Below are 17,006 nucleotides of genomic sequence, written 5' to 3'. Positions count from 1 at the left end.
ACGTGACCCGCGTTCTGTCAGGCCAGGGATTCCATCCAGGCTTCGTGGAGGCGGGCGAAGCGGCCGGCCTGACCGATGAGGTCGGCGGGGGAGCCGTCCTCGACTATGCGGCCGTTGTCGACCACCAGGACCCGGTCGGCGATCAGGACCGTCGACAGGCGGTGGGCGATGATCAGGGCCGTGCGGTCGGCCAGCACCGTCTCCAGCGCCGCCTGCACCGCCCGCTCGGTCGGCACGTCCAGGCTGGACGTCGCCTCGTCGAGCACCAGCACCGACGGGTCGGCCAGCAGCGCGCGGGCGAACGCCACCAGCTGACGCTGGCCCGCCGACAGCCGGCCGCCCCGCTTGCGGACGTCGGTGTCGTAGCCCTCGGGCAGGGCGCTGATGAACTCGTGCGCCCCGACCGAGGCCGCCGCCCGCTCCACGTCCTCCCGTGTCGCGTCCGGCCGGCCCATGGCGATGTTGTCGGCCACCGACCCGGCGAACAGGAAGTTCTCCTGCGTCACCATGGTCACCGCGGACCGCAGGTCGACGTCGGCCACCTCGCGCAGGTTCACGCCGTCCAGCGACACCGAGCCCTTCGACGGGTCGTAGAACCGGGCCACCAGCTTGGCCAGCGTCGACTTGCCGGCGCCGGTCGCGCCGACCACCGCGATGGTCTGCCCGGCCGGCACGTGCAGATCGAACTCCGGCAGCACCACCGGGGTGTCCGGGCCGTAGTGGAACTCCACGCCCTCGAACCGCAGCTCGCCGCGCCGTCCCTCATGGGGCAGCGCCGTCGGCTCCGCCGGCTCGGCCACCGACGGCTCCTCCTCCAACACACCGGAGATCTTCTCCAGCGCGGCCACCGCGGCCGAGTAGGAGTTGGCGAACATGGCCAGGTCGTCCAGCGGGTCGTAGAGCCGGCGCAGGTACAGCGTGAACGCCGCCAGCACACCCAGCTGCAGGGTGCCGTCGACGACCCGCAGCGCGCCCCAGGCCAGCACCACGGCCACGGTCACGTTGCCGACCAGCCGCACGGTGGCGGTGAACCGGGACATCACCTTGAACGCCTGGTTGTTGGCGTCCCGGTACTCGACGTTGACCTCGTGCAGAATCTGCTCGTTGCGGTCGTGCCGCCGGTAGGCCTGGACCGCGCGAATCCCGTTCATGGTCTCCACGAACTGCACGATCACCTTGGCCACGGCCGTGGTCGTGGCCCGGTACGCCTTGTGCGAGCTGCGCCGGAACCAGCGCGTCACCAGGTACACCGGGACGAAGCCCAGCAGCACCACCAGGGCCAGCCGCAGGTCCAGGACCAGCAGCGTGACGGCGATGCCGACCACGGTGAAGATCGAGCTGAGCAGCCCGTCGAGACCCATGTCGAGCAGGTCGTCGATGGACTCCACATCGGACGAGAGCCGCGAGATGATCTTGCCCGAGGTGTAGGACTCGTGGAAGGACAGGGAAAGCCGCTGCACGTGCCGGAACACCCGGCGCCGCAGGTCGAGCAGCAGGTCCTGGCCGACCCGGCCGGACAGCCGCACGAACGAGAACTTGGCGCCGGCGCTGGCCAGGCCGCACAGGGCATAGCCCAGCACGCACCAGACCAGCGTCGCCGGCCGGCCGGCGACCACGCCGGTCACGCCGTTGTCGATCGCCGCCGCGACCAGCAGCGGGCCGGCCAGCTGCGCGCCGTTCTCCAGCAGCACGAACACCAACGCCAGCGCCACGGCCCACTTGTGCGGCCGCAGCAGCGACACCAGCAGCCGTCGCGACCGGGCCTGCAGCCGGGCCGTGACGACCTTGTCGACGTTCTCGATGTCTTCCGCGGCGACGCCGCGCCAGTCGGTGTCGGCCGGAGTCGCAGTTGTCGGCGTGCTCATCAGACCGCCACCTCCTCGTCCTCGTCTTCGTCCAATGTGGACAGCAGTCGCCGGTACTCCGCGTTGGTGGCGATCAGCTCGGAATGCGTTCCCACGGCGGCGATCCGGCCGTCCACCAGCATCGCCACCCGGTCGGCCAGCTGTACCGTGCTGGGCCGGTGCGCGACGACCAGCGCCGTCACGTCGTGCAGCACGCGCCGCAGCGCCCGCTCCACCTCGCCCTCGGTGTGCACGTCCAATGCGGACAGCGGGTCGTCCAGCACCAGCACCGCCGGCCGGCCGACGACCGCGCGGGCCAGGGCCAGCCGCTGACGCTGGCCGCCGGACAGGGACAGGCCCTGCTCGCCGACCCGGGTCGCGATGCCCCACGGCAGCTTTGCGACGAACTCCTCGGCCTGCGCCACCCGCAGCGCCTCGTGCACGTCCTCGTCGGTCGCGTCCGGCGTGCCCAGGGCCACGTTCTCCCGCACGCTGGCCGAGAACAGCACCGGCTCCTCGAACGCCGTGGCCACGATCTGGCGCAGATCGTTCATCCGCAGGTCGCGGACGTCGATGCCGTCCACCGTCACGCGGCCGCCGGTGACATCGGCCAGCCGGGCCACCAGCGCGGTCAGTGCCGTCTTGCCCGAGCCGGTGCTGCCGACCAGCGCCACCGTCTCACCGGGACGGACCTCCAGGTCGATGCCCTTGAGCACCTCGTGCTGGCCGCCGTCGTAGGCGAAGTGCACGTCCTCGAACCGCAGGTAGCCGTGGACGTGCTCCGGGAGCTCGCGGGGATGTTCGGGCTCGACGAGCGGGTTGATCTCGTCGCGGACCTCCCAGTACCGGTCGCAGGCCGAGGCCGCCATGTTGGTCTCGGCCAGCAGCCAGCCGATCGAGTCGAACGGCCAGCGCAGGTACGTGGCGACGGTGATCGCGGCGACCAGGGTGCCCGCGGTCAGGGTGCCGTTGGCGATGCCGATGCCGCCGATCGCCAGCTGGCCGGCGATGGCCAGCTCGGGCAGGCTCACCAGCACCGCCCACAGCGCCGCCATCACGCGGACCTTGCTCAGCTCCGCCCCGCGCAGCGACCGGGCCTGGGCCATGAACGACTTCGTCATGTTCCGGCCGCGGCCGAAGGCCTTGAGCACGCGGATGCCCAGCACCGATTCCTCCACGGTGCTGGCCAGGTCGCCCTGGAGATCCTGGGCCCGGCGGGCGTAGATCTTGTACTTGGTCTCGAACAGATAGGACAGCACCACCAGCGGCGCGCCGCAGGCGATCACGACCAGGCCCAGCAGCGGCGACAGCGTGAGCAGCACGCCGACCCCCACCACCAGGACGGTCGCGTTGACCACCAGGAAGATCGCCGCGAACGCGATGAACCGTCGCAATGTGCTCAGGTCGTTCACGGCACGGGACAGCAGCTGCCCCGACTGCCACTTGTCGTGGAACGCGACCGGCAGTCGTTGCAGTTGGTGGTAGATGTCCTCCCGCAGCCGCATCTCCACCGTGGTGCTCGGCCGCACGTTGAGTCGCCGCCGCGCGTAGAACAGGACCGCCTCGGCGACGCCGAGGACCAGCACCAGACCCACCAGCCAGGGCAGCTCCGACAGCTCGCCGCGCGCGACCGGGCCGTCGATGATCTGCTGGATGACCAGCGGAATGGACAGTCCGGCCAGCATCGCGCCCAGCGCCGCCGCCAGTGAGGCGAGCAGTTCCAGTCGCACCGGACGCACATAGGGCCACAGCCTGCTCAGCGTGGCGAAGGATGAGCGGTGGGTGACGGACTGGGCTCCGTCGTCACTCATTCGACAATTCCCCCTTCGAGTTCCACCCCGACCATACGTAGGACCCCTGACATCGACGACTCAATTTCCGCGCGTTCCGCGCGGGGCTCGGCCCCCGGGTAGCCGGTGCCTCGCCCTTGCTGGATTTCGCCCGCCGCGTCGGCAGAGTGGTCGGTCGCGTTGGTTGGCGGCGGTCGAAATCCAGCAACCGTGCGAAGCACCGGCGGGGCCGAGCGATCTCTGACTTGCCACCCCGACCCTTGTGCCAGCATGCGAGCTCGACCGCGCTGGAGGTCAAGACCGTCGTGGCTGGTCACACGGCCCGGGGGAGGTCCTCGTGAGGGGGATGACGGCGCGCGGGAATCCGGCGCATGATGCAGGCATGACGCGACCCGAGTCGGTGCGCTACCTCCGCACCGAGCCGACGATGGCGTTCCCCGACGGACGGCTGCTGGCCCGCAAGCAGCACCAGCTCTACCTGCTGGCGCCGGACGGGTGGACGCGGCTCGGCGACGACCGTCCGATCGACGCCAAGCCGCTGACCCGCCCGGAGGCGGAGGACTGGTGCGAGCGCGAAGGCATCGACTGGCACGCCTTCGAGCAGCTATGACCCAGCTTGGGACCTAACGCTGCGAGCGAACCCCGAGCAGCACGTCCTCCCAGGACGGCACGATCGGGTGGTTCTTCTTGCCCCGCCGCGGAGGCGCCTCCGCCTTGCGGGCGGCGGGCTGCGCGTCGGGCTGGGACTGCGCCGCCGGCTGCTGCGGCACGGGCGCCTGCGCCGCGGGCGGCTCCTCCACCGGGTCCGGGTCGTTGATCACGGGCGCCTGGGCCGCCGTGTGGGTCGGCTCGACGCGCGCGGTCTCCGTCTCCGGGGCGGGCGCCGGCTGTTTAATAAGTGAAAACCTACGCAGTAATTACTGTTTAACGGCTGTAATAGATGTCTATCACCTTTGCCCTGTGGGTTCTAAACGGCCAGTACGACCACTCCTCGGATGAGGGCGGGCGGCCGGGGGCTCCGGCGCCTGCTCCGGCACCACCGGCGCGGGCGCCGGGGTGGGCTGGGCCTGCGCCGCGGTGTGGGCCTGGGCCTGGTGCTCCAGCTCCAGCGCCTGCCGGGCCAGCTCCGTCACCGGCCGCACGGTGCGCAGCGGCCGGTTCGGGGACGGGTCCAGCAGGTCGATGGCGTGGTCGTCGATCGGCGAGACGGTGCCGCCGTGCGCGCCGGGGTGGAACGTCCAGTGCGCCCGGTTCTCCGACCTACCGGCCTGCCAGTGCAGCTGGATGATCCACTTGCCGTCCTCGCCGCGCCACGAGTCCCAGTGCCCGGCCGAGTAGTCCTGGCCGCGCAGGCCGAAGGAGTGCGCGATCACCTCGCCGAGGGTCTGCACGTCCGGCCCGTCCTCGCGGATCGGGTGGGCGCGCTGGGCCAGCTCGGCGGTGCGGGAGCGCTCCAGCAGCACGGGGTAGGCGTACCGCTCGATACGGTGCGTCGGCAGCCCGGCGGCCGCGGCGACCTGGTCGACCGACTCGCCGGCACGGATGCGGGCCTGGATCTCGCGGGGACGCATCTGGACGTCGGTCTCCGCCGCGATCTGACCGAGGCGGGCGATGTCGCCCCGCGCGGCGGCGCGCAGCCGCTCGTCGCAGGGAATGGTGTAGCGCTCGCCGCGAACGGGGTCTTCGCAGATGACAGATGTGCCGTCGTCGTCGAGCCCGACGACTCGCAGCGCTCGCATCACGGCCTCCCCGATCTGTCACCTCGCCACTGACCAACGATAGTTCGGCGCGCCTACTTGACGCCGTAGGCGCGCCGAGTCTATCGACATCCGACCATGATCCTGCCGGATTTACTAGGTAGGACGCATGGTGAGCCGGGAAGGTTCACCGCTACGGACGGTGATCTTGATCTGTGAGCCGGTTCACAGTTGACCGACGACCCACTCCACGCACTTGGTCAGGGCCGTCACGTCGTCCGGGTCGATGGCCGGGAACATGGCCACCCGCAGCTGGTTCTTGCCGAGCTTGCGGTACGGCTCCACGTCCACGACACCGTTGGCGCGCAGGACCTTGGCCACCACGGCGGCGTCCACGTCGTCCGAGAAGTTGATCGTGCCGACGACCTGCGAGCGGTTGGCCGGGTTCGCCACGTACGGCGTCGTGTACTCGGTGGCCTCGGCCCACGAGTACAGCCGCGACGACGAGTCGGCCGTGCGGGCCGTCGTCCACTCCAGTCCGCCGTTGCCGAGCATCCACTCGATCTGCTCGGCCAGCAGGAACAGCGTGGCCACCGACGGCGTGTTGTAGGTCTGGTCCTTGGTGGAGTTGTCCAGCGCCGTGGTCAGCGACAGGAACTCCGGCACCCAGCGGTCCGAGGCGCCGATCTCGGCGACCCGCTCCAGCGCCGCCGGGCTCATCAGCGACAGCCACAGGCCGCCGTCCGAGGCGAACGACTTCTGCGGGGCGAAGTAGTAGACGTCGAAGTCCTCGGCCTTGACCGGCAGGCCGCCCGCGCCCGAGGTGGCGTCGATGGCCACCAGCGCGCCCTCGGAGCCGGCCGGCCGGATCACCGGCACCGCGACACCCGTCGAGGTCTCGTTGTGGGCCCAGCCGACCAGGTCGATGCCCTCGCCGGCGGCGAAGGCGATCTCCGGGGCGTCGCCCGGCTCCGCCTTCACCACGACCGGGTCCTTCAGGAACGGCGCGCCCTTGGTCACGGTGGCGAACTTCGAGGAGAACTCGCCGTAGGTGAAGTGCTGCGCGCGCTCGCGCACCAGGCCGAACGCCGCGGCGTCCCAGAAGGCCGTGGTGCCGCCGTTGCCCAGCACCACCTCGTAGCCCTCGGGCAGCGAGAACAGCTCCCGCAGGCCCGCGCGGACCCGGCCGACCAGGGACTTCACCGGCTTCTGGCGGTGCGAGGTGCCCAGGTACGTCGCACCCGACTCGGCCAGCTTGGCCAGCTGCTCGGGGCGTACCTTGGACGGGCCGCAACCGAAGCGGCCGTCGGACGGGCGCAGCTCGGTGGGCAGGACAAGGGTGGCGGGGTCTGCGGTCTGCGTCATGCCGGCGCCTCCGGGACGTGTCAGCAAGTGCAAGGAATGCCGGCGCCGTTGCCGGGGAAGGGCCAGTGTTGCAAACCGGTGTCCGGCGCGTGACGTCCGGGTGTTCCGCGCCACACTTTGCGTCTCACGGATCGGTCAGATCGGCCAGCAGCACCGCCTGCGCGCTGCTGGCGATGTCGTCCCAGCTGTCCGGCGGCAGCTCCAGCAGCCGCCGCACCCGCTGCCGGTTGGTCAGCAGCTGCATCAGCGTCGCGTCGTCCACCGCGTCCGGCGGTCCGAAGTCCCGGTAGAACCGGCGCAGCCCGTTCGTGAACCAGCGCAGCGCGCCGTCCAGGTCCCCCGCCTCTTCCAGCACCTCGCCCGCGCACACGTAGGCGAACGGGTCGTCCGAGCTCGTCAGCTGGGCCAGCGCGTGCAGCGCCCGCTCCGGGCAGCCCGTGTCGAACAGGAACCCCGCGTAGTAGGACCTCGCGTCCCCCACCACCGGGCCGCCGTCCTCGATCGCCGCCGCGAACAGCTCCCCGGCCCGCTGCGGGCAGCCCGCCGCCGCCCACCCCTCCGCGGCCTCCACCAGGTACTGCGCCCGTTCCTCCGGGATCAGCGCCGCCAGCCGCTCGGCCTCCGCCGCCTCCGCTGCCCTGGCGGCGGCCCTCCCGTCCCGCATTTGTGGAGGCTAGCGGGTGAGAGCGCGCTCAAACGCCACCTCAGAGAGTGGTTCCCTCCCCTACCCGTTCACTCGAACGGCGCACCTCTTCTGCCACATGTGGACCACATTCGACGCTGGCGGCGGAATGCGGACCACATGTGGCAGAAGAAACCAGGGCGGGGTCAGCCGAGTGCGGTGAGGTCGACACGGACCAGGCCGGGGAGGTCGATCGTCAGCACGTGGTCGTGCACGCCGGTCGGCTTGTACTCCCCAGCGCCGTCGAGCTCGTTGGTGTGGACGGCGAGTGCGAGAGCGCCGCTGGCCGGGCCTTCGACCCGCCAGTAGTGGCGGATACCGGCCTCGGCGTAGGCCAGCGGCTTCGAGCCGCGGTCCTCCCGGTGCGAGCCCCGGGACACGACCTCGACCGCGACCAGGATCGCCGAACCAGGCACCGGCCGCGTGGTCAGCGGCACGGCGACATCGAACACGACGACGTCCGGGCTGAGGTAGTCCAGCGGGTCCTCAGCCAGCATCACGTCGATGTCGGTCTCCAGCTGCCACTGTGGCGGCAGCTGAGGTTCGAGCGCATCGGCCAACCGACGAACTACACGCTGATGAATCGGCCGCGGTCTCGGCTGCCCTCGCAAAAGCCCCTCGTCATACGACACGAGGGCAATATCGGCTCGCGGTGCTGTCGTCAGGAGTGGGCGATGGTGGTCCAGCCTTCGACGTCCTCGGGCTTGCGGGGGGCGGGGCCGATGTAGTGGGCGGAGGGGCGGACGAGGCGGCCGGTGCGCTTCTGTTCGAGGATGTGGGCGCACCAGCCGGCGGTGCGGGCGCAGGTGAACATGGCCGGCATCATGTGCGGGGGGACCTCGGCGAAGTCGAGGATGACGGCGGCCCAGAACTCGACGTTGGTCTCGATGGCCCGGTCGGGGCGGCGGGAGCGGAGCTCGGCGAGGGCGGCCTGTTCGAGGGCGTTGGCGACCTCGTAGCGGGCGGCGCCGAGTTCGCGGCAGGTGCGGCGGAGCACACGGGCGCGAGGGTCCTCGGCGCGGTAGACGCGGTGCCCGAAGCCCATGAGCCGGTCGCCGCGGTCGAGGATGCCGGCGACGACGGCGCGGGCGTCGCCGACGCGTTCGACCTCCTCGATCATGGGCAGCACGCGGGCGGGGGCGCCGCCATGGAGCGGCCCGGACATGGCGCCGATGGCCCCGGACATGGAGGCGGCGACGTCGGCGCCGGTGGAGGCGATGACGCGGGCGGTGAAGGTGGAGGCGTTCATGCCGTGCTCGGCGGCGGACACGAAGTAGGCGTCGATGGCCTTGACGTGGGCGGGATCGGGATCGCCGCGCCACCGGGTCATGAACCGCTCGGTGACGGTGGCGGACTCGTCGATCCGACGCTGCGAGACGGCGGGACGGCCGATGCCGCGGGCGGACTGGGCGACGTAGGACAGGGCCATGACCGAAGCGCGGGCCAGCTGATCGCGGGCCTGCTCGTCGGTGATGTCCAGAAGCGGCTGGTAGCCCCAGATCGGCGCGAGCATGGCCAGCGCGGCCTGCACGTCGACCCGCACGTCGCCGGTGTGCACGGGGATGGGGAACGGCTCGGCGGGCGGCAGCCCAGGCCCGAACCGGCCGTCGACGAGCAGCGCCCACACGTTGCCGAACGTCACCCGTCCGGCGAGATCCTCGATGTCCACGCCGCGGTAGCGCAGCGCCCCGCCGTCGCGGTCGGGTTCGGCGATCTCGGTACGAAAAGCGACGACACCTTCGAGCCCTGGCCGGAATCCGTCCTCCATGGCGCAACCCTGCACCCCGAACGGCTGATCGGCAATCGCAGGTAAACATCATGTTGCGGTCGCCACCGGGCGGTCACCGCGTGTTAGATCTTTCGCCATGCACCTCACGCCGCACGAACGGGACAAGCTGCTGGTGCACGTCGCCGCGGACGTGGCACGCCGCCGGCTGGAGCGGGGTGTGCTGCTCAACTACCCGGAGGCGGTCGCGCTGATCACCGACCACGTGCTGGAGGGCGCGCGGGACGGCGAGTCGGTGTCGGCGCTGATGGCCAGCGGCCGGCAGGTGCTGCGCCGCGACCAGGTGCAGCCGGGCATTCCGGAGATGCTGGACTCGGTACAGGTGGAGGCCACCTTCCCGGACGGCACGAAGCTGGTCACCGTGCACGACCCGATCGCGTGAGGGGCCGATGATTCCAGGCGAGATCATTCCCGGCGACGAGCCGGTGGAGCTGAATCCGGGCCGCGAGCGGACCGTGCTCACGGTGGTCAACGCGGCGGACCGGCCGGTGCAGGTCGGCTCGCACTACCACTTCGCGGCGGCCAACCCGGGGCTGGAGTTCGACCGGAAAGCGGCCTGGGGCAAGCGTCTGGACGTCCCGGCCGGCACGTCCGTGCGGTTCGAGCCGGGCGTCGAGCGCGAGGTGACGCTGGTGCCGATCGCCGGCCGCCGGGTGATTCCGGGGCTGCGCAAGGAATGGTCGGGGGAACTGTGACGAGCATCGACCGCCACCGGTACGCGGAGCTGTTCGGGCCGACGACCGGCGACAAGATCCGGCTGGCCGACACCAACCTGGTCATCGAGGTGACCGAGGACCGCAGCCGCGGCGCGGGCTCCGGTGACGAGGTGGTTTTCGGCGGCGGCAAGGTGATCCGCGAGTCCATGGGCCAGGGCATGGCCACCCGCGCCGAGGGCGCGCCGGACGTGGTGATCACGGGGGCGGTGATCCTCGACCACTGGGGCGTGATCAAGGCGGACGTCGGCATCCGCGACGGGCGGATCGTCGGCATCGGCAAGGCCGGCAACCCGGACACCATGGACGGCGTGGACCCGGCGCTGGTGATCGGCCCGTCCACGGAGATCGTGGCCGGCAACGGGAAAATCCTCACCGCCGGTGGCATCGACTGCCACGTGCACTTCATCTGCCCGCAGCTGGTGGACCAGGCGCTGGCCGCCGGCCTGACCACGCTGATCGGCGGCGGCACCGGGCCGGCCGAGGGCACGAAGGCGACGACGGTGACGCCGGGATCCTGGAATCTGGCGCGGATGCTGGCCTCGATGGACTATCAGCCGGTCAACGTCCTGTTGCTGGGCAAGGGAAACACAGTCAGCGAGGAAGGGCTCTGGGAGCAGCTGCGGGGCGGGGCCGGCGGCTTCAAGCTGCACGAGGACTGGGGCACCACGCCGGCCGTGATCGACTCGGCGCTGCGGGTGGCCGACGCCTCCGGCGTGCAGGTGGCCATCCACACCGACACGTTGAACGAGGCCGGTTTCGTCGAGTCCACTGTGGACGCGATCGGCGGGCGGTCGATCAACGCCTACCACACCGAAGGGGCCGGCGGCGGGCACGCGCCGGACATCATCAAGGTGGTTGGCGAGCCCAACGTGCTGCCCTCGTCCACCAATCCGACCCGTCCGCACACCGTCAACACCCTCGACGAGCACCTGGACATGCTGGTGGTCTGCCACCACCTGAACCCCTCGGTGCCGGAGGACCTGGCCTTCGCGGAGAGCCGGATCCGGCCGACCACCATCGCGGCCGAGGACCTGCTGCACGACATCGGGGCCATCTCGATGATCAGCTCTGACTCGCAGGCCATGGGCCGCATCGGCGAGGTGATCATCCGGACCTGGCAGACCGCGCACGTGATGAAGGAGCGGCGGGGGATCCTGGGCGACAACGAGCGGGCCCAGCGCTACGTCGCCAAGTACACGATCAACCCGGCCATCGCGCACGGCATCGACCACGAGGTCGGGTCGGTGGAGGTTGGCAAGCTGGCCGATCTGGTGCTGTGGGAGCCGAAGTTCTTCGGCGTGCGGCCGCACATGGTGCTCAAGGGCGGGTTCGCGGCGTGGGCGGCGATGGGCGACGCCAACGCCTCCATCCCGACGCCGCAGCCGGTGTTGGCCCGGCCGATGTTCGGTGCGGCGCCACGGGTCGCGGCCGCGAGCAGCGTGCATTTCGTGTCGCAGGCGGCAATCGACGATGGGCTGGCGGAGCGTTTGGGGCTGTCGAGGCTCTTGCTGCCGGTCGCGGACACTCGCCGCAGGGGCAAGGTGGACATGATCCGCAACGACACGCTGCCGCGCGTGACGGTCGATCCGGACAGCTTCGCCGTGCACGTGGACGGCGAGCTGGTCGAGCCCCACCCCGTGACGGAACTGCCCATGTCCCAACGTTATTTCCTGTTCTGATGTCGGCCGTGCTGCTCGTGCTGGCCGACTCCCGGTTCCCGGGCGGCGGGCACGCGCACTCCGGCGGCGTCGAGGAGGCGGCCGCGCGCGGGCTGATCACCGATGAGAACAGCCTGGAATCGTTCCTGTGCGGCCGATTGCGGACCAACGGCCTGGTGTCGGCGGCCTTCGCGGCGGCGGCCGTCGACGGAGACTGGTCCACTTTGGACATGGAGCTCGACGCCAGAACCCCTTCGCCGGCCCAGCGGGCGGCCTCGCGGGCTCAGGGCAAGAGCACGCTGCGGGCCGGCCGGGTGGCCTGGCCGTCGCCGCTGCTGAACGAGCTTTCCCAGCCCCACCATGCCATTGCCGTCGGCGCGCTGGTGCAGGTCGCGGGCGGGACACGACAGGAGGCGGCGGAGTGTGCCGCCTATCTCTCGGTCAGCGGCCCGGCCAGCGCGGCGGTGCGGTTGCTCGGCCTCGATCCGTTCCAGGTCAACGCGATCGTGGCCCGCATGCGGATCACCGAGATCGTCGACGAAGCGCTCAAGGGCCTGCCGATGCTCAGCGCGCCGGCACTGGACCTGTTCGCCGACTCCCACGCCCGGATCCACCAGCAGGAGGTGCGTCTCTTTGTCAGCTGACCACGAGCACCCGGTGTCGTTCGACCCCACGTTCACCGTGCACGACCACCATTCGGCGGCCCCGGCCGACGGCCGCGCGGTCCGCATCGGCATCGGCGGCCCCGTCGGCAGCGGCAAGACGGCCCTGGTCGCGGCCCTGTGCCGGGCCCTCGGCGCGGAGATCGAGCTCGCCGTCGTGACGAACGACATCTACACCACCGAGGACGCCGACTTCCTGAGGAAAGCGGGTGTCCTCGACCCGGCCCGGATCGAGGCGGTGCAGACCGGCTGCTGCCCGCACACCGCGATCCGCGACGACATCAGCGCCAACCTGGACGCCGTGGAAGTGCTGGAAGAGCGGTTTCCCGGGCTGGACCTCGTGATCATCGAGAGCGGCGGCGACAACCTGACCGCCACCTTCAGCCGCGGCCTGGTCGACCGGCAGGTTTTTGTGGTGGACGTGGCCGGCGGCGACAAGGTGCCGCGCAAGGGCGGCCCCGGCGTCACCACGGCCGACCTGCTGGTGATCAACAAGATCGACCTGGCCGAGCTGGTCGGGGCCGACCTGGACGTGATGACCAGCGACGCGCACCGGATGCGCAACCACCGGCTGCCGGTGATCACCCAGTCGCTGACCCGCACCCCGGACGCGCCCGAGGTGGCCGACTGGGTGCGCAAGCAGTTGGCCTGATGCGGGCCCGCGCCCGGCTGGCGGTCGAGCGCCGCGACGGCCGGACCGTCGTGACGGAACTGCGGTCGGCCGCGCCGATGACGTTGCTGCCGCAACGAAGTCGGCTGCGGCGTGGAACCGGTACCGCCGTGGTGCACCTGGTGAGCTCGGCCACCGCGCCGCTGGGCGGCGACGACCTCTCGCTGGAGGCGCACGTCGGTCCCGGCGCGCATCTCCAGCTCCGTGGCATCGCGGCGACGCTCGCATTGCCGGGGCACAAGGGCGAGCGCAGCCACGCGTCGATCCGTTTCGACATCGATGACGAAGCGTCGGTGGAATTCCTGCCCGAACCGACGATCGTCACGTCGCGGGCGTCACACAGCTCGGTGTTCACCGCGCAACTGGCCGACACGGCCCGATTGCGCCTCCGTGAGACGCTGGTTCTCGGCCGGGTCGGCGAACGGCCCGGCAGCCTGGACAGCACCGTCGAGGTCGTTCGGGGTGAAACGCCGCTGCTGCGGCAGCGCGTCGACATCGGCGACCCGGCGCTCGCGGCCAGCGCCGCCTACCTGGCCGGGCACCGCGTTCTGGCCACTGAGCTGCTGGTTTGGGGCGCCGATCCGGCGTCGGCGGTCAGCGGCGACTGGTGGTCGCTGGTTCCGCTTGCGCGGGGCGGATCGCTGGCCACCGCGCTGGCGGCCGACGCCGTCACCGCGCAGCGCCGTCTGGCCGAAGCGACCGCAGGTCACCCGGGACTTTCCACAGTGGACGGCGCTTCTGAATTGATCACTTTTTCGGTCCAGAACCACAGCGTGGCCAATTCCCGTTCGTGATCACTTCGCCGGGTGTTCACCGTCACCTCGCGAGCGGTTCCGGTTTGCCGGCAAAACCCGTACCTTCCGACGAACACGGTTGGTACCACGAGTGCTCTTCCGCGCGGAGGCCGCTATGCCGGAAACCCAGTCCGAGACCAACATCGCGCTCCCTGCGATGCGCGTGTCCTACGAGCAGGGCTCGATGACCGAGCACGATCTAGCCGGCACCTGGCACGAGCAGCTGGGGCTGTGGCTGGACGAGGCGACGCGGGCCGGTCTGGCCGAGCCGAACGCCATGGTGCTGGCCACCGCCGATCCCGAGGGCCGGCCGTCGTCACGGACCGTGTTGGCCAAGGGCCTGGACGCGCGTGGACTGGTCTTCTACACCAACTACACCTCCAACAAGAGCCACGACCTGCGGGCCACCCGCTACGCCTCGGCCACCTTCCCGTGGCTGGCGATGCAGCGGCAGGCCACGGTCCGCGGCACGGTGGAGAAGGTGGACCCGGCCGAGACCGCCGAGTACTGGCGCACCCGTCCGCGCGGATCGCAGCTGGGCTCGTGGGCCTCGCCGCAGTCCCGCGTGGTGCGCGACCGGACCGTGCTGGACAGCGCGCTGGCCAACATCAACCGGCAGTTCGCCGACGCCGATCGAGTACCGGTGCCCCCGCACTGGGGCGGCTGGCGGATCCGGCCCGAGATGGTCGAGTTCTGGCAGGGCCGGCAGGACCGCATGCACGACCGCCTGCGCTTCCACCTGGTCGGCGACACCTGGCAGCTGGAGCGCCTGGCCCCGTAAGCCGCGCGGATCACACCCCGACGGGTCGTTAGTTATCCTAAACTAACGACCCGTGACGGCTGCTGACACCACTTCCACGCGCCCCAAACGGGGCGTGCTGGCCCGACTGGTCCTCGACACGAGGCCGCTCAAGGTGGTGGCCTACCGGCGGCTGTGGCTGTCCACCGTGATCACCGCCATCGGCAGCCAGCTGACCGCGGTCGCCGTGCCCAAGCAGGTCTACGACATCACCGGCTCGTCCGCGTACGTGGGCGTGGCCGGCGCGGTGGCGCTCGTGCCGCTGCTGGTGTTCGGGCTGTGGGGCGGCGCCGTGGCCGATGTGATGGACCGTCGCAAACTGCTGATCATCAGCAACCTCGGCATCGCCGTGGTGTCGATTCTGCTCTGGCTGCAAGCGCTTTCCGGCATGAACTCCGTGACCGTCGTGCTGGTGCTTCTGGGTTTGCAGCAGGCGTTCTTCGCGGTCAACATGCCGGCCCGCAGCGCCTCCATCGCCCGGCTGGTGTCCGTCGAGTTGCTGCCCTCGGCCAACGCCCTGGGCTCCACCGTGCAATCCTTCGGCGCGGTCCTCGGCCCGATGCTGGCCGGCGCGTTCATTCCCGTGGTGGGGCTGTCCACGCTGTACCTGATCGACGCCATCGGCCTCACCGCCACGCTGTGGGCGGTCTGGAAACTGCCGCCGCTGCCGCCGCTGGACGGCGTCCGCCGCACCGCCGGGCTTCGCTCCGTCATCGACGGTTTCCGTTACCTGTCAACGAAGAGCGTGTTGCTGGCCTCGTTCCTGGCCGACATCGTGGCCATGGTGTTCGGCATGCCGCGGGCGCTGTTCCCGGAGATGGCCGAGCGCACCTTCCACGACCCAGCCGGCGGCGGGCCCGCTCTGGGCTGGCTGTTCGCGGCCATCCCGCTCGGGGCGCTGCTGTTCGGGCTCGTTTCCGGCTGGCTGTCCCGCATCACCCGGCACGGCGTCGCCGTCTGGGTCGCCGTGGCGGTCTGGGGCGTGGCGATCATCGGTTTGGGTTTGTCGTCGTCGCTGTGGGTGGCCGTGGTGTTCCTGGCCCTGGCCGGCGCCGCCGACATGGTGAGCATGGTGTTCCGCGGGGCGATCCTGCAATCCGCCGCCACCGACGACATGCGGGGGCGTATGCAGGGCGTCTTCACCGTGTCGTCGCCGGCGGTCCGCGCCTGTCCGACGTCCTTCACGGCACCATCGGTGCCGCCGTCGGCACGTCCGTGTTCCGTCTCCGGCGGCGGCATCGCCGTCGTCGTGGCCATCATCATCGCCGCCATCGCCCTACCGGCCATGTGGCGTTATCGCGCCGCCACCACCCACCCGGCTTGACGCCACATGTGGACCGCTTTAACTATATGGTTCTTGTCACAGACGGGCGTCATGGAAGTGATTGACCCCCAGTGTATGAGTGCGCACGCTGCTCCGATCGCCGGGAAATCAACACGGCTTTAAACCACCTTGGGGCAGTGTTGGCTGTCTGGGGTTACCGACAACTCCGTTCCTTGCTAGAAGGCGGCATCTTAGTACCCCACTCTCGGTTCGAATCGTCTAAAAACGTCTGGAAAAAGGGGAGGGGGAGGCGGGGTCAGGAGACGCGGGGAGCCAGGCCTCTGGCGAGGGTGTCGACCAGGGACTTGGCGTAGGTGCCGTCCGGGTCGAGGTCGGGGTCGAAGACCGTCACCTCGACGCCGAGGCAGCCCGGAGCCACCGTCAGCCCGGCCAGCAGCTCCGCCAGTTCCGCGTGCTCAAGGCCGTCCGGGTCGGGGGAGTCGACGCACGGCATCACGGCCGGGTCCAGCACGTCCACGTCCAGGTGCACCCAGAAGCCGTCCAGCTCGTCCAGCCGCCGCCGGGCCCACTCCGCCGACTCGGCGGCCCCGGCCTTGCGGATCTCCAGGGCGGTCCGGTGCCCGATGCCGGATGAGGCCAGCTCGGCTCGGCCCTCGTCGTCCTCGCGGATGCCCAGCACCACCACGTCGGCGTCCTCGAACAGCCGACACGCCACATCGGACTGGCCGCGCCCGGTGGCCAGCGCGAGGTCCTCGCCGGCCGCGGCGCCGATGCCGGCGTCGGTGGAGTTGCCGGGGTGGCGGAAGTCGCTGTGCCCGTCGATGAAGGCCAACCCGTAGCGGCGGCCCTCGGCCATGGCCCGCTCCCGGAGTGCGAGGCCGGTTCCCAGCAGCACGGAGCAGTCGCCGCCGAGCACGAGCGGGAAGGTGTGGCCGATCAGGCCGGCGACGCGGTCGGCGATGCGACGGGAGTACGTGGCTATCTCAGAAGCGTGGAAAACACCGTCCCCGGGCTGCCATCCACCCAGGTCGTAGCGGGGGGCGACGAGCCCGCCGGCGTCGGCGGCGGCGAGCCGGTTGAGCAGGCCGGCCTCCCGCAGCGCCGCGGGCGCCTTGGCGCAGCCAGGCACCACTCCGGGCGCAGGTGGGCGCAGGCCCAGGTTCGTCGGTGCGTCCACGATGCTGATCGCCACGCGCACAACCCTAGATACGCCGGTCGGGTGAAGCCGAACCGTGTTGAGTTCGGCCCCGATCGGTGA

17 protein-coding genes and 1 pseudogene are annotated in these 17,006 nt (G+C 70.7%); 9 read left to right on the top strand and 9 right to left on the bottom strand.

Features of this window, described 5'->3' with window-relative positions:
• Positions 1-17: 17 nt before the first annotated feature.
• Positions 18-1,865, bottom strand: coding sequence for an ABC transporter ATP-binding protein (locus KUTG_RS23415; RefSeq protein ID WP_043719562.1), 1,848 nt, complete (start codon positions 1,863-1,865; stop codon positions 18-20).
• Entirely contained in the window at positions 1,865-3,655 is a 1,791-nt protein-coding gene (locus tag KUTG_RS23410; protein WP_043719560.1) for an ABC transporter ATP-binding protein, read from the bottom strand. Before KUTG_RS23410 ends, KUTG_RS23415 begins: the two co-directional genes overlap by 1 nt.
• 361 nt (positions 3,656-4,016) lie before the next feature.
• Here KUTG_RS23410 and KUTG_RS23405 point away from each other — a divergent pair, with 361 nt between their 5' ends.
• Positions 4,017-4,244 (top strand): hypothetical protein, encoded by a 228-nt coding sequence (locus KUTG_RS23405; protein WP_043719558.1) that lies wholly within the window; start codon positions 4,017-4,019, stop codon positions 4,242-4,244.
• Positions 4,245-4,257: 13 nt separating this feature from the next.
• Here the strand turns inward: KUTG_RS23405 and KUTG_RS55420 are convergent, their stop codons facing one another.
• From KUTG_RS55420 to KUTG_RS23375, 6 genes are all read right to left on the bottom strand, one after another.
• Entirely contained in the window at positions 4,258-4,455 is a 198-nt protein-coding gene (locus KUTG_RS55420; RefSeq protein WP_063753555.1) for a hypothetical protein, read from the bottom strand.
• Positions 4,456-4,581: 126 nt separating this feature from the next.
• Positions 4,582-5,373 carry a septation protein SepH gene (gene sepH / locus KUTG_RS55415; protein WP_084579714.1) on the bottom strand — a complete coding sequence of 264 codons (792 nt, stop codon included), beginning with the start codon at positions 5,371-5,373 and terminating at the stop codon, positions 4,582-4,584.
• Between the two features lie 183 nt (positions 5,374-5,556).
• Entirely contained in the window at positions 5,557-6,696 is a 1,140-nt protein-coding gene (gene serC, locus KUTG_RS23395; protein WP_043719556.1) for a phosphoserine transaminase, read from the bottom strand.
• Positions 6,697-6,820: 124 nt separating this feature from the next.
• Positions 6,821-7,360, bottom strand: a complete 540-nt coding sequence (locus KUTG_RS53780) for a hypothetical protein (protein ID WP_052395302.1) — start codon at positions 7,358-7,360, stop codon at positions 6,821-6,823.
• A gap of 164 nt (positions 7,361-7,524) precedes the next feature.
• Positions 7,525-8,010: a Uma2 family endonuclease gene (locus KUTG_RS56570; RefSeq protein WP_198047285.1), complete on the bottom strand. Its 486-nt coding sequence runs from the start codon at positions 8,008-8,010 to the stop codon at positions 7,525-7,527.
• A gap of 29 nt (positions 8,011-8,039) precedes the next feature.
• Positions 8,040-9,146, bottom strand: a complete 1,107-nt coding sequence (locus KUTG_RS23375; protein WP_052395300.1) for a citrate synthase 2 — start codon at positions 9,144-9,146, stop codon at positions 8,040-8,042.
• A 97-nt stretch (positions 9,147-9,243) separates the two neighbouring features.
• Between KUTG_RS23375 and KUTG_RS23370 the strand changes: the two genes are divergently transcribed.
• From KUTG_RS23370 to KUTG_RS23335, 8 genes and pseudogenes are all read left to right on the top strand, one after another.
• On the top strand, positions 9,244-9,546 hold the full coding sequence (locus KUTG_RS23370; RefSeq protein ID WP_043719551.1) for an urease subunit gamma: 303 nt from the start codon (positions 9,244-9,246) through the stop codon (positions 9,544-9,546).
• A gap of 7 nt (positions 9,547-9,553) precedes the next feature.
• Positions 9,554-9,859: an urease subunit beta gene (locus tag KUTG_RS23365; RefSeq protein ID WP_043719548.1), complete on the top strand. Its 306-nt coding sequence runs from the start codon at positions 9,554-9,556 to the stop codon at positions 9,857-9,859.
• Positions 9,856-11,559, top strand: a complete 1,704-nt coding sequence (locus KUTG_RS23360; RefSeq protein ID WP_043719545.1) for an urease subunit alpha — start codon at positions 9,856-9,858, stop codon at positions 11,557-11,559. The genes KUTG_RS23365 and KUTG_RS23360 overlap by 4 nt, the downstream gene beginning before the upstream one ends.
• Positions 11,559-12,182, top strand: a complete 624-nt coding sequence (locus KUTG_RS23355) for an urease accessory protein UreF (protein ID WP_043719542.1) — start codon at positions 11,559-11,561, stop codon at positions 12,180-12,182. Before KUTG_RS23360 ends, KUTG_RS23355 begins: the two co-directional genes overlap by 1 nt.
• Positions 12,172-12,852: an urease accessory protein UreG gene (gene ureG, locus KUTG_RS23350; protein ID WP_043719541.1), complete on the top strand. Its 681-nt coding sequence runs from the start codon at positions 12,172-12,174 to the stop codon at positions 12,850-12,852. The genes KUTG_RS23355 and ureG overlap by 11 nt, the downstream gene beginning before the upstream one ends.
• Complete coding sequence (locus KUTG_RS23345) at positions 12,852-13,664, top strand: urease accessory protein UreD (RefSeq protein WP_052395297.1); 813 nt, start codon at positions 12,852-12,854, stop codon at positions 13,662-13,664. Before ureG ends, KUTG_RS23345 begins: the two co-directional genes overlap by 1 nt.
• Positions 13,665-13,779: 115 nt before the next feature.
• Complete coding sequence (gene pdxH, locus KUTG_RS23340; protein WP_043730378.1) at positions 13,780-14,445, top strand: pyridoxamine 5'-phosphate oxidase; 666 nt, start codon at positions 13,780-13,782, stop codon at positions 14,443-14,445.
• Positions 14,446-14,497: 52 nt separating this feature from the next.
• Positions 14,498-15,787, top strand: a pseudogene (locus KUTG_RS23335) (MFS transporter).
• A gap of 256 nt (positions 15,788-16,043) precedes the next feature.
• On the opposite strand, the gene KUTG_RS23330 reads toward KUTG_RS23335, so the two are convergent.
• Positions 16,044-16,940: an arginase family protein gene (locus KUTG_RS23330; protein ID WP_232240908.1), complete on the bottom strand. Its 897-nt coding sequence runs from the start codon at positions 16,938-16,940 to the stop codon at positions 16,044-16,046.
• Positions 16,941-17,006 lie beyond the last annotated feature (66 nt).

Source organism: Kutzneria sp. 744, assembly GCF_000568255.1.
GTDB lineage: Bacteria > Actinomycetota > Actinomycetes > Mycobacteriales > Pseudonocardiaceae > Kutzneria.
Note: the sequence above shows the minus strand (reverse complement) of the source record. Positions and strands in the feature narration are given on the sequence as shown.

What these genes read in the sequence shown, in the direction of transcription:
- KUTG_RS23415 (WP_043719562.1), bottom strand. Translation starts at nt 1,865, where the DNA reads ATGAGCACGCCGACAACTGCGACTCCGGCCGACACCGACTGGCGCGGC.
- KUTG_RS23410 (WP_043719560.1), bottom strand. Translation starts at nt 3,655, where the DNA reads ATGAGTGACGACGGAGCCCAGTCCGTCACCCACCGCTCATCCTTCGCC.
- KUTG_RS23405 (WP_043719558.1), top strand. Translation starts at nt 4,017, where the DNA reads ATGACGCGACCCGAGTCGGTGCGCTACCTCCGCACCGAGCCGACGATG.
- sepH (WP_084579714.1), bottom strand. Translation starts at nt 5,373, where the DNA reads ATGCGAGCGCTGCGAGTCGTCGGGCTCGACGACGACGGCACATCTGTC.
- serC (WP_043719556.1), bottom strand. Translation starts at nt 6,696, where the DNA reads ATGACGCAGACCGCAGACCCCGCCACCCTTGTCCTGCCCACCGAGCTG.
- KUTG_RS53780 (WP_052395302.1), bottom strand. Translation starts at nt 7,360, where the DNA reads ATGCGGGACGGGAGGGCCGCCGCCAGGGCAGCGGAGGCGGCGGAGGCC.
- KUTG_RS23375 (WP_052395300.1), bottom strand. Translation starts at nt 9,146, where the DNA reads ATGGAGGACGGATTCCGGCCAGGGCTCGAAGGTGTCGTCGCTTTTCGT.
- KUTG_RS23370 (WP_043719551.1), top strand. Translation starts at nt 9,244, where the DNA reads ATGCACCTCACGCCGCACGAACGGGACAAGCTGCTGGTGCACGTCGCC.
- KUTG_RS23365 (WP_043719548.1), top strand. Translation starts at nt 9,554, where the DNA reads ATGATTCCAGGCGAGATCATTCCCGGCGACGAGCCGGTGGAGCTGAAT.
- KUTG_RS23355 (WP_043719542.1), top strand. Translation starts at nt 11,559, where the DNA reads ATGTCGGCCGTGCTGCTCGTGCTGGCCGACTCCCGGTTCCCGGGCGGC.
- KUTG_RS23345 (WP_052395297.1), top strand. Translation starts at nt 12,852, where the DNA reads ATGCGGGCCCGCGCCCGGCTGGCGGTCGAGCGCCGCGACGGCCGGACC.
- pdxH (WP_043730378.1), top strand. Translation starts at nt 13,780, where the DNA reads ATGCCGGAAACCCAGTCCGAGACCAACATCGCGCTCCCTGCGATGCGC.